We start from the raw sequence: 14,386 nt of genomic DNA, 5'->3' as shown, positions 1-14,386 counted from the left end.
CCGTGTTTGCCCGCAAGGGCTACGGCATTTCCGCCGTAACGATTCCCTAGTTCCGAAACACCGAGGCCGTCATGTCCGACACCGCTGCCAAGCCACGTCCGCAGTTTCGCAATATTGGTATTGCGCAACTCGCCAGCTACCGCCTGCCCCTGGCCGGCAAGCTGTCCATCCTGCACCGCGTCAGCGGCGCGCTGCTGTTCCTCTGTCTTCCCTTGGTCATTCTGCCGCTGTTCGCGGCCAGCGTGGCCGCGCCGCAGACGTTCGCAGCCGTGGCCGCGTACGCTGGCAATCCGATCGTCAAGCTTGTCTTCCTGGTCCTGATCTGGGGCTATCTGCACCACTTCTGTGCCGGCATCCGCTACCTGCTGCTGGACCTGCACATTGGTATCGACAAGCTGTCGGCCAAGAAGAGCGCCGGCGTGGTTTTCGGGGTGAGCCTGGCGCTGACCCTGGTGTTCGCTCTCAAACTGTTCGGAGTGCTGTAATGGCCGACGTCAAAAACTACGGACCCAAGCGTCTGGTCGTGGGCGCCCATTACGGCGTCATGGATTTCATCATCCAGCGCATCACCGCCGTCATCATGGCCGTGTACACGCTGGTGCTGCTCATCGGCATCCTGATGATGCCGGCCTTCACGTACGAGCACTGGACTGCGCTGTTCAACTTCTACGTGGGCGTTCTTCCGGTTGGCCAGATCCTGGCTACCCTTGCATTCATTGCGCTGGCCTGGCATGCCTGGATTGGTGTGCGCGACATCTGGATGGACTACGTCAAGTCGGTGGGCGTGCGCCTGCTGCTGCAAGTGCTGACGATCCTCTGGCTGGTCGGTTCGGTCGTTTACTTCGCGCAAATCCTCTGGAGCATTTAAGCCGTGGTCTCTGTCATGAAATCCCTGCCGCGCCGCCAGTTTGATGTGGTGGTCGTTGGCGCCGGTGGAGCCGGCATGCGTTGTTCGCTGCAACTGTCCCAAGCGGGCCTGTCCGTTGCAGTGCTGTCCAAGGTGTTCCCCACGCGTTCGCACACGGTTGCCGCACAGGGCGGCGTGAGCGCCTCGCTGGGCAACATGAGCGAAGACAACTGGTACTGGCACATGTACGACACCGTCAAGGGTTCGGACTGGCTGGGCGACCAGGACGCCATCGAATTCATGTGCCGCGAAGCGCCGAACGCCGTGTACGAGCTCGAGCACTTCGGCATGCCGTTCGACCGCAACCCCGACGGCACCATCTACCAGCGCCCGTTCGGCGGCCACACCGCCAACTTCGGTGAAAAGCCGGTCCAGCGCGCCTGTGCCGCTGCCGACCGCACCGGCCACGCGCTGCTGCACACCCTCTACCAGCGCAACGTCGCCGCGCGCACCCAGTTCTTCGTCGAATGGATGGCGCTGGACCTGCTGCGCAACGAAGCGGGCGACGTCGTGGGCGTGACCGCCCTGGAAATGGAAACGGGCGAAATCTACATCCTGGAAGCCAAGACCACGGTGCTGGCCACCGGCGGCGCCGGCCGCATCTGGGCCGCTTCCACCAACGCCTTCATCAACACCGGTGACGGCCTGGGCATGGCCGCCCGCGCGGGCATTCCGCTGCAGGACATGGAATTCTGGCAATTCCACCCGACCGGCGTGGCCGGCGCCGGCGTGCTGATCACCGAAGGCGTGCGCGGCGAAGGCGGCATCCTGCTGAACAAGGATGGCGAACGCTTCATGGAGCGCTATGCGCCCACGCTGAAGGATCTGGCCCCGCGCGACTTCGTGTCCCGCTCGATGGACCAGGAAATCAAGGAAGGCCGCGGCTGCGGTCCGGACGGCAGCTACGTGGTCCTCAAGCTGGACCACCTGGGCGCCGACGTGATCAACAAGCGTCTGCCCTCGATCCGCGAAATCGCGATCAAGTTCGGCAACGTGGACCCGATCAAGGAACCGATCCCCGTCGTTCCGACCATCCACTACCAGATGGGCGGCATTCCGGCCAACTACCACGGCCAGGTGCTGACGCGCGAAAACGGCGAGAACAAGATCGTCAACGGCCTGTACGCCATCGGCGAATGCGCCGCGGTGTCGGTGCACGGCGCCAACCGCCTGGGCACCAACTCGCTGCTGGACCTGATCGTGTTCGGCCGCGCCACCGGCAACCACATCGTCAATTCGCATCCGGAACGCCAGCACGCGCACCAGCCCGTGCCGCAGCAAGCCGTCGAATTCTCGCTGGACCGCGTCAACAAGCTGGAATCGCGCACCTCGGGCGAGAAGACCCAGGACATCGGCAACGCCATCCGCTTCTCGATGCAGCGCCACTGCGGCGTGTTCCGCACGCTGGAGCTGCTGAACGAAGGCGTGACCCAGATCGAGGATCTGGCCAAGCAGGCCGACCACATCTACTTCAAGGACAAGTCCAAGGTGTTCAACACCGCGCGCGTCGAGGCGCTGGAAATGGCGAACATGACCGAAGTGGCCCGCGCCACCATCAAGTCGGCCGCCGCCCGCACCGAAAGCCGCGGCGCACACGCGCTGGACGACCACCCGACGCGCGACGACGAAAACTGGCTGAAGCACACGCTGTGGTACTCCGAAGGCAGCCGCCTGGATTACAAGCCCGTGCAGATGAAGCCGCTGACGGTCGAGTCCTTCCCGCCCAAGGCGCGTACCTTCTAAGTCCGGATTGAGCCCACTATGAGCACCAAGAGAATCGTCAAGTTCGAAATCTACCGCTACGATCCGGACAAGGACGAGCGCCCGTACATGCAGAAGCTGGACGTCGAACTCCAGCCGACCGACAAGATGCTGCTCGATGCGCTGGTGCGCATCAAGAACGACGTCGATGACAGCCTGGCCCTGCGCCGCTCGTGCCGTGAAGGCGTGTGCGGTTCGGACGCCATGAACATCAACGGCAAGAACGGTCTGGCGTGCACGACCAACCTGCGCGAACTGAAGGAACCCATCGTTCTGCGTCCGCTGCCGGGCCTGCCCGTCATCCGCGACCTGATCGTGGACATGACGCACTTCTTCAACCAGTACCACTCGATCCGCCCGTACCTCATCAACGACACGCCGCCGCCCGAAAAGGAACGTCTGCAGTCGCCCGAGGCCCGCGAAGAGCTGGATGGCCTGTACGAATGCATTCTGTGCGCGTGCTGTTCCACTTCCTGCCCGTCGTTCTGGTGGAACCCGGACAAGTTCGTCGGCCCGGCCGGCCTGCTGCAAGCCTACCGCTTCATCGCCGACAGCCGCGACGAAGCCACGGGCAGCCGCCTCGACAACCTGGACGATCCGTACCGCCTGTTCCGTTGCCACACCATCATGAATTGCGTCGACGTCTGTCCCAAGGGACTGAACCCGACCAAGGCGATCGGCAAGATCAAGGAACTGATGGTTCGCCGTACGGTCTAGTTTTAAGCAAGCGCATTTTGCCTCCGGCGGCGTTTTTGCCGCCGGGCCGTCCCAAGGCAAAAACGCCCTCCAGGGGGTGGCAAACCCGCGTAGCGGGTGCGGCGTTGGGGCTTTTTTTAGGTGTAAAGAAAGATGAGCAAGCTAACTGAATTGGAGCGGGCGCGTTTGCGTTGGCGGGCGCGCCGCGGCTTGCTCGAAAACGACTTGATCATCACCCGGTATCTGGATGCCCACGAGGCTGAACTTACCGATGATGACGTGGCCGCATTGACGCAGCTTTTCGAGATGGGAGACAACGACCTTCTCGATCTGCTGCTGGCCCGCAAAGAGCTTGAGGGCGCGCTGGACACGCCCAGGCTTCGGAGCATCATTGGCCAGATGCGCGCGCTCTGATTAATTGAGAGGAATGAACATGAACCTGTCTGACAAAAAAGCCACTCTATCCTTCTCGGATGGCAGCGCCCCCATTGAGTTCCCTGTTTACAAGGGTACGGTTGGTCCGGATGTGATCGACATCCGCAAGCTGTACGGCCAGACGGGCATGTTCACGTTTGACCCCGGCTTCATGTCCACCGCCGCCTGCGAATCGGGCATCACGTACATCGACGGCGACAAGGGCGAACTGCTGTACCGCGGCTACCCCATCGAGCAATTGGCCGTCAATTGCGACTTCATGGACATCTGCTACCTGATCCTGAACGGCGAACTGCCCAACAAGGACCAGAAGGCCGATTTCGATTCGCAAGTGACCCATCACACGATGGTCAACGAGCAGCTGCACTTCTTCCTGCGCGGCTTCCGCCGCGACGCGCACCCGATGGCCGTGCTGACCGGCCTGGTCGGCGCGCTGTCCGCGTTCTACCACGACTCCACCGACATCACGAACCCGCAGCATCGCCACATCTCGGCCATCCGCCTGATCGCCAAGATGCCGACGCTGGTCGCGATGGCCTATAAGTACTCGCAAGGCCAGCCCTTCATCTACCCGCAGAACAACCTGTCCTACACGGGCAACTTCCTGCGCATGATGTTCGCCACGCCGTGCGAAGACTACAAGGTGAACGAAGTCGTCGAGCGCGCGCTGGACCGCATCTTCATCCTGCACGCCGACCACGAGCAGAACGCTTCGACCTCGACCGTCCGCCTGTGCGGCTCGTCGGGCACCAACCCGTTCGCCGCCATCTCGGCCGGCGTGGCTTGCCTGTGGGGCCCGGCTCACGGCGGCGCCAACGAAGCTTGCCTGCAGATGCTGGAAGAGCTGCAAGCCAACGGCGGCATCGCCAAGGTCGGCGAGTTCATGGAGAAGGTCAAGGACAAGAACTCGGGCGTGCGCCTGATGGGCTTTGGCCACCGCGTCTACAAGAACTACGACCCGCGCGCCAAGCTGATGCAGGAAACCTGCAAGGAAGTGCTCTCGGCCCTGGGCCTGGAAAACGACCCGCTGTTCAAGCTGGCCATGGAACTGGAACGCATCGCCCTGTCGGATCCGTACTTCGTCCAGCGCAAGCTGTACCCGAACGTGGACTTCTACTCGGGTATCGTCCAGCGCGCCATCGGCATCCCGACCTCGCTGTTCACGGCCATCTTCGCGCTGGCCCGCACGGTGGGCTGGATCGCCCAGTGGAACGAAATGCTGTCGGATCCCGATTACAAGATCGGCCGTCCGCGCCAGCTGTTCACCGGTTCGGTCACGCGCGACGTGCCGCCGATGGACAAGCGTTGATACGCAGCCTGGCTTGAGCAAGAAACCGCCTTCGGGCGGTTTTTTGTTGCCTGTTCGCCGTGTGGCCGCGGCGTGATGGTTTGGCGTGTACCATCCTTGCCATGATTCCGATAGCGCTGCCTTCCGCCGGCTTTTACATTTTTGTTTCCCTGGGTTTTCTCGCCGGTCTGGCGTTGCTGGCCTGGGCCGTGGTTCTGGTTGCCAGCGGCGGCGCGCGCCGCACGGTGCGCAAGTACTGGAAGACCTCCACCCTGGTATTCGTCGTGCTGGCCGTGCCGTTCGCCTTCTATGCCTGGGTGCAGACGGTGATCTGGCAAATCGAGCGCGAGGGCGCCCGCGCCGAGGCGGCTCGCAATGTCACGCTGCAGGAAGCCACGACCGTCGGTGGCACCGTCATGCCCGCGGGAACGCGGCTGAAGCTGCAGGACGAAGGGCAACTGGAGACCTATCTCGAAGCGGAGTTTCCGCAGCCCGTGGCCATGTATGGCGTGCAGGCGTCGAGCGCGCGGCGTTATCTCGATTCGGACTATGACGACAAAACCTACGCCTTGCGGGGCCGCTATCCGCGCAACGTCATCCTGCGCGGTGCGGGCAGCCAGACCGTGCTGGGCTGGCAGTGCGACGCCACGCAGGAGATCGAGTTCGAGGTGAAGCGCGATGGCGCGATGACGGCGCTAGACAAGTGCGTGCTGGGTCCGGGCAACCGCGCCGAAACCCTGGATCTCGCGCCGGGTTCCATCCTCTACGGCTCCAGCGGCACGGTCTACACCGATGGCTCGAGCGATCCGGATCGCTGGCGCATCGAGGTCAAGGATCCGATGGCGGTCCGGATATTCGGGCTGCCCTTGAGCGAGCCCAGGCTGTACCTGGACGAGGCGCGGCGCCTGCTGCGGGTCAGCGATGCGGAACTGGCTTGCCCGACGCGATTCGGCGGCGTGAGCTATGCCGCCGGCACTCAGGTGAAGTCGATGCGCCGCGGCCGCGGCGATGCGCGCGAACCGTACCCGGGCGTGCTGGTGCTGAGCCCCTGGAATGGCCAGGCCGCCAAACGCGACGGTCAGGCCGACCTGCCGGAAGGCATGTCGGTGATGCAGACCTTGGCCGGCGAGGTCGTGGACGTGGTCCAGAACGATACGGTGGGCGTTTTCCACTTCGCCACCTTTGTCGTGGGTGACGAGGAGCCCGAGGCCCGCCGCCGCGCATCCTGCTCTTGAAGCGCGCGGCCCCGGCGGAGTGTTACGCGCCGATGCCGCGCGCCATCAGCACGGCGAACAGCGGCAGGAAGATGAACAGGTGCGATTCGATCATGACCCAGCGCCGCGCCCGCTTGATGTCGGCGGCCGCGGGCAGGAAGCCCGGCTGCTGGCGCGATTGCCTGGCCCAGCGCAGGAAGGTCATCGTGGGCGCGATCGAACAGAGGCCGATGATGACGAAGAGCGTGATCTTGGCGTGGAACCAGGGATTGCTCATGTAGAACGCGGCGCCCTTGATGCCCAGCGTCAGGCGCAGCACGCCGGTGACAAGCACCACCACGGCGCTCAGCGCATAGAGGCGGTCATAGATGACCAGGCGCTTGAGGCCGGCGGCGGTGAGATCGGGCCGCAGCAGCACGGCTTCGGCGGTCAGGACCACCACCAGCAGGAAAATGGCCAGGTAATGAAACCAGGCATACAAGGCGTCGGCCAGCATGTGGACTCCAGAAAACAAGGTTGAACTTGGTTTTTACCATCAGCCCGGGCCGGCAGGCTATCGCGGCGGAAAGTGCCCGCAGCAAGAAATAGGGCGCCCCAAGGGGCGCCCTTTGCCTTAATGGCCGTCGTTGATCAACGACGCTTCTTGGCGGCCTCGGCGGCTTCCTGCTGCGCGTCCACCACGGCCAGCGCCGTCATGTTGACGATGCGGCGCACGGTGGCGCTGGTGGTCAGGATGTGCACGGGGCGCGCCGCGCCCAGCAGGATCGGACCCATCGCGACGCCATTGCTGCCAGTCATCTTCAACATGTTGTACGTGATGTTGCCGGTGTCCAGCGTGGGCATGACGAGCAGGTTGGCGCGGCCCTTGAGCGTGCTGTCCGGGTAGGCCAGGACGCGGATCTTTTCCGACAGGGCGGCGTCGGCGTGCATTTCGCCGTCGACTTCCAGGTCGGGAGCGCGGTCCTGCACCATCTGGCGCGCGGCGGCCATCTTGCGCGAGGATTCCGTCACGCGGCTGCCGAAGTTGGAGTGCGACAGCAGGGCGATCTTCGGCACCACGCCAAAGCGCAACATTTCGTCCGCGGCCTGGATGGTGATGCTGGCGACTTCCTCGGCCGTCGGGTTCTCGTTGACGTGGGTGTCGGTGACGAACAGCGTCTGGTCGGGCAGCATCAGCACGTTCAGGGCGGCGTAGGTCTGGCCTTCCTTCTTGCCGATGATTTCGTCGATGTACTTGAGCTGGTTGTCGTACTTGCTGGCCACGCCGCAGAGCAGGGCGTCCGCGTCGCCACGGCGCAGCAGCATCGCGCCGATCAGCGTGTTGTGCTTGCGGATCATCGCCTTGGCGATGGCCGGCGTCACGCCTTCGCGGCCCTTCAACTGGTAGTACGCATTCCAGGTTTCGTTGAAGCGGCTGTCGTCTTCCGGATCCACGATCTCGAAATCCTGGCCGGCCGCCAGGCGCAGGCCGAACTTCTTGATGCGCATTTCGATGACGGCGGGGCGGCCGATCAGGATCGGGAACGCCAGCTTTTCATCGGCCACGGTCTGCACCGCGCGCAGCACGCGCTCGTCTTCGCCGTCGGCGTAGATGACGCGCTTGGGCGCCTTCTTGGCCTGGGCGAACAGCGGACGCATCAGCTGGCCCGAGTGGTACACGAAGCCCATCAGCTTCTGGCGGTAGGCCTCGATGTCTTCGATGGGGCGGGCAGCCACGCCGGAGTCGGCGGCGGCTTGGGCCACGGCCGGGGCGATCTGGACGATCAGGCGCGGGTCGAAGGGCTTCGGGATGATGTAGTCCGGGCCGAACGACAGTTCCTGGCCGGCGTAGGCGCGGGCCACTTCGTCGTTTTGTTCGGCTTGAGCCAGTTCGGCGATGGCCTTCACGCAAGCCAGCTTCATTTCTTCCGTGATGCGCGAGGCGCCGGCGTCCATGGCGCCGCGGAAGATGAACGGGAAGCACAGCACGTTGTTGACCTGGTTCGGGTAGTCCGAACGGCCGGTGGCGATGATGCAGTCCGGGCGGGCGGCCTTGGCCACCTCGGGACGGATTTCCGGTTCCGGGTTGGCCAGCGCCAGGATCAGCGGGCTGGCGGCCATGGTCTTGACCATGTCGGCGGTCAGCACGCCGGCGGTCGAGCAGCCCAGGAATACGTCGGCGCCGTTGACCACGTCGGCCAGCGTGCGGGCGTCGGTCTTCTGCGCGTAGCGCTTCTTGTTGGCTTCCATGTTTTCATCGCGGCCGTCCCAGATCACGCCGCGCGAGTCCACCACGTAGATGTTCTCGCGCTTGACGCCCAGGTGCACCAGCAGGTCCAGGCAGGCGATGGCGGCGGCGCCGGCGCCCGAGCAAGCCAGCTTGACCGAGCCGATGTCCTTGTTCACGACCTTCAGGCCGTTCAGGATGGCGGCCGACGAAATGATGGCGGTGCCGTGCTGGTCGTCGTGGAAGACGGGGATCTTCATGCGCTCGCGCAGCTTCTTCTCGATGTAGAAGCACTCGGGCGCCTTGATGTCCTCGAGGTTGACGCCGCCCAGCGTGGGCTCCAGCGCCGCGATGATGTCGACCAGCTTGTCGGGGTCGTTCTCGGCCAGTTCGATGTCGAACACGTCGATGCCGGCGAACTTCTTGAACAGGCAGCCCTTGCCTTCCATCACAGGCTTGGCGGCCAGCGGGCCGATGTTGCCCAGGCCCAGCACGGCGGTGCCGTTGGTGATCACGCCCACCAGGTTGCCGCGCGAGGTGTACTTCGAGGCGGCGTCATCGCCCTGGTCGAAGATGGCCATGCAGGCGGCCGCCACGCCGGGGGAGTAGGCCAGGGACAGGTCGTCCTGGTTGGCCAGCGTCTTGGTCGGCGTGACCGAGATTTTGCCGGGGGTGGGGTAGGCGTGGTAGTCCAACGCCATTTTGGTGAGGGTTTCGTCCATGGGATACAGGCCTTGCGGGCGCTAAATGGAAAGGAAATGGGATTGCAAAAAGCGGGCTCGCGGCCCGCCGTATTTTCTGGGAAATGCTTGGGAACACCCGTATTTCAACAGAAAGCGCGGGTGCTTGGTTGTTGCGCTGCAGCGAATGGACGATTTTGCGCAAAACCTCGCTGCATCGCGGATTGCAATCCTATCTATCCCAAGGCGGCGTTTGCCGCGTGCCGGCATTCAGGCGCGCGCGCAGCGCCTGGGCGTCTTCCTGGCGGTCCAGGCTGTCCAGCGCGTACAGCACGATCCAGTCCGCGCTGACCTCGAAGAAGTCACGCAACTGGGCGCGGGTGTCGCTGCGGCCGAAGCCATCGGTGCCCAGCGTGCGGTAGGGCGCGGGCACCCAGGCGCGGATCTGTTCCGGCACGGCGCGCACGTAGTCGCTGGCGGCAACCACCGGGGCGTTGCTGACGCCCAGGCAGGTGCGGACCCAGTCGGCGCCGGACGCAAGGCCGAGCACGCGGGCGCGTTCGGCTTCGCGGCCGGCGCGGGCCAGCTCGGAAAAGCTGGTGACGCTCCAGACTTCGGCGTCCACGCCGTAGTCGGCCTGCAGCCGTTGCGCGGCAATTTCGGCCTCGCGCAGCATGGGGCCGGCGCCCAGCAGGCGCACCTGGGCCTGCCCGCGCGCGGGCCGCAGGCGGTACATGCCGCGCAGGATGCCCTCGCGCACGTCTTCGCCTGCCGGCATGTCCGGCTGCGCCAGGTTCTCGTTGGTGACGGTCAGGTAGTAGAACTCGTCGCGCTGCTCGTCCAGCATGCGGCGCATGCCGTGCTCGACGATGATGGCGACCTCGTAGGCATAGGCCGGGTCATAGGCGCGGCAGTTCGGCACGGCGGCGGCCATGATGTGGCTGGAGCCGTCCTGGTGCTGCAGCCCTTCGCCGCCCAGCGTGGTGCGGCCGGAGGTGGCGCCGACGAGGAAGCCGCGCGTGCGCTGATCGGCGGCAGCCCAGATCAGGTCGCCGATGCGCTGGAAGCCGAACATCGAGTAATAGATATAGAAGGGCAGCATCGGCAGGCCGTTGACCGAATAGCTGGTGCCCGCGGCCGTCCACGAGGAAATCGCGCCGGCCTCGGTAATGCCTTCTTCCAGGATCTGGCCGTCGCGCGCTTCGCGGTAATACAGCACCGAGCCGATGTCCTCGGGTTCATAGAGCTGGCCTTGCGCGGAATAGATGCCGATCTGGCGGAACAGGTTGGCCATGCCGAAGGTGCGCGCCTCGTCCGCCACGATGGGCACGATGCGCGGCCCCACGGTGGCGTCCTTGAGCAGGGCGGTCAGCATGCGCACGATGGCCATGGTGGACGACATTTCCTTGCCGTCGGCGGCCAGCGCGAAACGCGCCCAGTGTTCGGCGTCCGGCGGCGCCAGGCGCGGCGCCTCGGTGTTGCGGCGGGGAATGTGGCCGCCCAGCGCGGCGCGGCGGGCCTGCAGGTGGCGCAGTTCGGCGCTGTCCTCGGCCGGGCGGTAGAACTTGAGCGCCAGGCAATCGGCGTCCGAGATCGGCAGCGCGAAGCGGTCGCGGAAGGCCAGCAGCGCCTCGTCGTCCAGCTTCTTCTGCTGGTGCGTGGTCATCTTGCCCTGGCCGGCCGACCCCATGCCGAAGCCCTTCTTGGTCTGCGCCAGAATCACCGTGGGCTGGCCGCGATGGCGCACGGCGCGGTGGTAGGCCGCATGGATCTTCACCATGTCATGGCCGCCGCGGTGCAGCCGGTCGATGGCCTCGTCGCTCCAGTCGGCCACCAGGGCGGCCAGTTCGGGATTCTGGTTGAAGAAGTGGGCGCGGTTGAAGGCGCCGTCGTTGGCCGCGAAGGTCTGGAACTGTCCGTCCACGGTGTTGGCGAAGGCGCGCGCCAGGGCGCCGCCGGTGTCGCGCCGCAAGAGTGCGTCCCAGTCGCTGCCCCAGACCAGCTTGATGACGTTCCAGCCCGCGCCCGCATACAGCGTTTCCAGCTCATCGATGATGCGGCCGTTGCCGCGCACCGGGCCGTCCAGGCGCTGCAGGTTGCAATTGACCACGAACACCAGGTTGTCGAGTTTCTCGCGCGCGGCCAGCGTCAGCGCGGCGATGGATTCGGGTTCGTCCATTTCGCCGTCGCCGAAGATGCCCCAGACCTTGCGGTCGCCGCCGGGCATGAGCGAACGGTGCTCCAGATAGCGCATGAAGCGCGCCTGGTAGATGGCGTTGATGGGGCCGATGCCCATCGACCCCGTGGGGAACTGCCAGAAGTCGGGCATCAGCCACGGGTGCGGGTACGACGACAGTCCGCGCAGGCCGCGCGCGCCGGCCGTGATCTCCTGGCGGAAATGCGCCAGGTCCTCTTCGCCCAGGAATCCTTCCAGATAGGCGCGGGCATACACGCCGGGCGCCGAGTGCGGCTGCATGTAGACCAGGTCGCCGGGGCCGTCCGGGCTCTGCGCGCGGAAGAAATGGTTGAAGCCGACCTCGAACAGGTCGGCGGCCGAGGCATAGCTGGCGATGTGGCCGCCCAGCTCCCCATGCGCCTGGTTGGCGCGCACCACCATCGCCAGCGCGTTCCAGCGGTTGATGCGGGCGATGCGCTCCTCCACGGCGAGGTTGCCGGGGAAGGGCGGCTCCTGGTCGGCGGGGATGGTGTTGAGGTAGGCGGTGCGGGTCTGGCTGTTGGCGCGCAGGCCCAGCGACGCCGCATGGCCCAGCAGATTGTCCAGCACGTAGCCCGCCCGTTCAGAACCTTCCGCCTGTACCAGCGATTCCAGCGCCTCGCGCCATTCGGCGGTTTCGGCGGGATCGGCGTCGTGCTGGATGTCTTGCCCGGGGGCGGAACTGGCGTCGCGCATGGTCTGGTCGTCTCCTGGTTTGACGTCCATGCTAGACCCTAGCCCCTGGCATGGGTGATCAAAATTCTGGGGAAACTTCGGAAAATTCAGCATAATCTTTTGCAAGTTTTACTGCTTGCGGCAGCTTCTGCCGAGGATATGCTTGGCGGTCGTCTCAGAGGGGTGACCGCTGGGTGGACGCGAAGGCGCTAGAATTCGCGCCTGGCAAGATAGGAATAACTGCAATGACCCAACCCATCAGCGTCCCGGCAGAGGTCACGTTGCCCGAACTTACGTTCCGCGGCATCCTCCTGGGCGCAATCATCACCGTCATCTTCACGGCTTCCAACGTCTTTCTCGGACTGAAGGTGGGCCTGACGTTCTCATCCGCCATTCCGGCGGCGGTGATCTCGATGTCCGTCCTGCGCCTGTTCAAGGACGCGAACATCCTCGAAAACAACATGGTGCAGACCCAGGCCTCCGCGGCCGGGACGCTGTCGTCCATCATCTTCATCCTGCCGGCCCTGGTCATGATGGGACACTGGCAGGGCTTCCCGTTCTGGCAGACGCTGGGCATCTGCGCCGCCGGCGGCATGCTGGGCGTGATGTTCACCATTCCGCTGCGCCACGTGATGGTGGTGCAGAGCGACCTGCCGTATCCGGAAGGCGTGGCCGCCGCTGAAATCCTGCGGGTGGGCAGCGCCGAGCGCGCCCAGGACGAGGCCGCGGAGGACGGACGCGCACCGGCCAAGGCCGAGACCGGCATGGGCGACATCGTGGCTGGCGGCGTGGTCGCCGCCGCGGTCAGTTTCGCCGCCAGCGGACTGCGCGTGCTGGGCGACAGCGTCAGCGGCTGGTTCGCACTGGGCGGCGCGGTGTTCCGGCTGCCCATGGGCTTTTCGTTGGCGCTGCTGGGCGCGGGCTACCTGATCGGCATCGTCGCCGGGCTGGCCATGCTGACCGGACTGATCATTTCCTGGGGCATCGCCGTGCCCATCCTGACCGCCATGGGCGACATGCCCGCGGGCACGTCGCTGGCGAAGTACGCTACCGGCCTGTGGGCTTCGCAGGTGCGCTTCATCGGCGCCGGCGTGATCGGCGTGGGCGCCATCTGGACGCTGGCCACGCTGTTCATGCCGATGGCGCGCGGCGTCAAGGCTTCGTTCGCGGCGCTGACCAAGGCGGGCGCCGCCCGTGCCGGGCGCGCGCCGCGCACCGAGCGCGACCTGTCGGCCGGCTGGATTTCAGCGGTGACGCTGGTGCTGGTGGCGGTGCTGGTCGTCACGTTCCAGGTGTTCCTGTCCGGCGCGCCGCTGTCGCCCGCCGGCATCTGGAAGCTGGTGGCCTACGCCGTGCTGTTCGCCTTCGTCTTCGGCTTCCTGGTGGCCGCGGCCTGCGGCTACATGGCCGGCCTGGTAGGGTCGTCGACCAGCCCGATCTCGGGCGTGGGTATCGTCGCCATCGTGCTGGTATCGCTGCTGATGCTGGCGCTGGGCGGCGAACTGCTGGGCGCGCAGAACGGCGTGCAGATGGCGATTGCGCTGTCGATCTTCAGCACCTCGGCGGTGGTGGCGGTGGCCTCCATTTCCAACGACAACCTGCAGGACTTGAAAACCGGCTGGCTGGTGGGCGCGACGCCCTGGCGTCAGCAGGTGGCCCTGCTGATCGGCTGCGTGGCCGGCGCGGCGGTGATTTCGCCGGTGCTGGAACTGCTCTACAACGCCTACGGTTTTGCCGACGCCATGCCGCGCGCAGGCATGGACCCGGCGCAGGCCCTGTCGGCGCCGCAGGCGACGCTGATGCTGGCGATCGCGCGCGGCATCTTCACGCACCAGCTCAACTGGACCATGATCCTGATCGGCATGGCGGTCGGCGTGGGGCTGATCGTGGTGGACGAAATCATGAAGCGCACCTGCCGCGTGGCCCGCATTCCGGTGCTGGCCGTGGGTATCGGCATCTACCTGCCGCCCACCGTCGCCGCGCCCATCGTGGTCGGCGCGGTCCTGGCATGGCTGCTGGAACGCGCTCTGCGCCGCCGCGCGGCCGCCGCCGGCAAGCCCTACGAGCAGTTCGCCGACGCGGCCAACCGCCGCGGCGTGCTGATCGCCTCTGGCCTGATCGTGGGCGAAAGCCTGGTCGGCGTGCTGATGGCCGGCATCATCGGCGCGGCCGGCACCGAAGCGCCGCTGGCGATCGCCGGCGCGGGCTTCGAGCACACGGCCTCGTTCCTGGGCCTGGCCGTCTTCGTGGCGGTGGCGATCCTGTTCTGGCGCCGGGTGATGAAACTGGCGTGAAGCGCCCGGCCGGTC

General features: G+C 65.6%; 11 protein-coding genes. 8 read left to right on the top strand and 3 right to left on the bottom strand.

Annotation, left to right across the window (positions count from 1 at the left end; all coding sequences use genetic code 11):
- Positions 1-71 precede the first annotated feature (71 nt).
- The 7 genes from sdhC (at position 72) to NGK62_RS02720 (ending at position 6,322) form a co-directional block, all read left to right on the top strand.
- Positions 72-485, top strand: coding sequence for a succinate dehydrogenase, cytochrome b556 subunit (gene sdhC, locus NGK62_RS02750; RefSeq protein ID WP_013392307.1), 414 nt, complete (start codon positions 72-74; stop codon positions 483-485).
- Entirely contained in the window at positions 485-868 is a 384-nt protein-coding gene (gene sdhD / locus NGK62_RS02745) for a succinate dehydrogenase, hydrophobic membrane anchor protein (protein WP_013392308.1), read from the top strand. Before sdhC ends, sdhD begins: the two co-directional genes overlap by 1 nt.
- A gap of 15 nt (positions 869-883) precedes the next feature.
- Positions 884-2,650, top strand: coding sequence for a succinate dehydrogenase flavoprotein subunit (sdhA, locus tag NGK62_RS02740; protein WP_191295314.1), 1,767 nt, complete (start codon positions 884-886; stop codon positions 2,648-2,650).
- 18 nt (positions 2,651-2,668) lie between these two features.
- Positions 2,669-3,385 carry a succinate dehydrogenase iron-sulfur subunit gene (locus tag NGK62_RS02735; protein ID WP_059374660.1) on the top strand — a complete coding sequence of 239 codons (717 nt, stop codon included), beginning with the start codon at positions 2,669-2,671 and terminating at the stop codon, positions 3,383-3,385.
- 132 nt (positions 3,386-3,517) lie between these two features.
- Positions 3,518-3,778, top strand: coding sequence for a succinate dehydrogenase assembly factor 2 (locus tag NGK62_RS02730; protein WP_013392311.1), 261 nt, complete (start codon positions 3,518-3,520; stop codon positions 3,776-3,778).
- Positions 3,779-3,797: 19 nt separating this feature from the next.
- Positions 3,798-5,108 (top strand): citrate synthase, encoded by a 1,311-nt coding sequence (gltA, locus tag NGK62_RS02725; protein WP_059375329.1) that lies wholly within the window; start codon positions 3,798-3,800, stop codon positions 5,106-5,108.
- A gap of 101 nt (positions 5,109-5,209) precedes the next feature.
- Positions 5,210-6,322 carry a hypothetical protein gene (locus tag NGK62_RS02720; RefSeq protein WP_251877335.1) on the top strand — a complete coding sequence of 371 codons (1,113 nt, stop codon included), beginning with the start codon at positions 5,210-5,212 and terminating at the stop codon, positions 6,320-6,322.
- 22 nt (positions 6,323-6,344) lie between these two features.
- Here the strand turns inward: NGK62_RS02720 and NGK62_RS02715 are convergent, their stop codons facing one another.
- The 3 genes from NGK62_RS02715 to mdeB form a co-directional block, all read right to left on the bottom strand.
- Entirely contained in the window at positions 6,345-6,797 is a 453-nt protein-coding gene (locus tag NGK62_RS02715; protein WP_251877333.1) for a DUF2214 family protein, read from the bottom strand.
- Between the two features lie 134 nt (positions 6,798-6,931).
- Positions 6,932-9,229 carry an NADP-dependent malic enzyme gene (locus NGK62_RS02710; protein WP_059374654.1) on the bottom strand — a complete coding sequence of 766 codons (2,298 nt, stop codon included), beginning with the start codon at positions 9,227-9,229 and terminating at the stop codon, positions 6,932-6,934.
- Between the two features lie 190 nt (positions 9,230-9,419).
- On the bottom strand, positions 9,420-12,098 hold the full coding sequence (mdeB, locus tag NGK62_RS02705; RefSeq protein ID WP_251879512.1) for an alpha-ketoglutarate dehydrogenase: 2,679 nt from the start codon (positions 12,096-12,098) through the stop codon (positions 9,420-9,422).
- A gap of 224 nt (positions 12,099-12,322) precedes the next feature.
- On the opposite strand from mdeB, the gene NGK62_RS02700 reads away from it, so the two are divergent.
- Positions 12,323-14,371 carry an OPT family oligopeptide transporter gene (locus NGK62_RS02700; RefSeq protein ID WP_118933993.1) on the top strand — a complete coding sequence of 683 codons (2,049 nt, stop codon included), beginning with the start codon at positions 12,323-12,325 and terminating at the stop codon, positions 14,369-14,371.
- Positions 14,372-14,386 lie beyond the last annotated feature (15 nt).

This window comes from Achromobacter sp. Marseille-Q4954 (genome assembly GCF_943737025.1).
Lineage (GTDB): Bacteria > Pseudomonadota > Gammaproteobacteria > Burkholderiales > Burkholderiaceae_B > Achromobacter > Achromobacter bronchisepticus_A.
Note: the sequence above shows the minus strand (reverse complement) of the source record. Positions and strands in the feature narration are given on the sequence as shown.

Excerpts from the sequence above, each read along its gene's own strand:
- sdhC (WP_013392307.1), top strand. The coding sequence starts at position 72 with ATGTCCGACACCGCTGCCAAGCCACGTCCGCAGTTTCGCAATATTGGT.
- sdhD (WP_013392308.1), top strand. The coding sequence starts at position 485 with ATGGCCGACGTCAAAAACTACGGACCCAAGCGTCTGGTCGTGGGCGCC.
- sdhA (WP_191295314.1), top strand. The coding sequence starts at position 884 with ATGAAATCCCTGCCGCGCCGCCAGTTTGATGTGGTGGTCGTTGGCGCC.
- NGK62_RS02735 (WP_059374660.1), top strand. The coding sequence starts at position 2,669 with ATGAGCACCAAGAGAATCGTCAAGTTCGAAATCTACCGCTACGATCCG.
- NGK62_RS02730 (WP_013392311.1), top strand. The coding sequence starts at position 3,518 with ATGAGCAAGCTAACTGAATTGGAGCGGGCGCGTTTGCGTTGGCGGGCG.
- gltA (WP_059375329.1), top strand. The coding sequence starts at position 3,798 with ATGAACCTGTCTGACAAAAAAGCCACTCTATCCTTCTCGGATGGCAGC.
- NGK62_RS02720 (WP_251877335.1), top strand. The coding sequence starts at position 5,210 with ATGATTCCGATAGCGCTGCCTTCCGCCGGCTTTTACATTTTTGTTTCC.
- NGK62_RS02715 (WP_251877333.1), bottom strand. The coding sequence starts at position 6,797 with ATGCTGGCCGACGCCTTGTATGCCTGGTTTCATTACCTGGCCATTTTC.
- NGK62_RS02710 (WP_059374654.1), bottom strand. The coding sequence starts at position 9,229 with ATGGACGAAACCCTCACCAAAATGGCGTTGGACTACCACGCCTACCCC.
- mdeB (WP_251879512.1), bottom strand. The coding sequence starts at position 12,098 with ATGCGCGACGCCAGTTCCGCCCCCGGGCAAGACATCCAGCACGACGCC.
- NGK62_RS02700 (WP_118933993.1), top strand. The coding sequence starts at position 12,323 with ATGACCCAACCCATCAGCGTCCCGGCAGAGGTCACGTTGCCCGAACTT.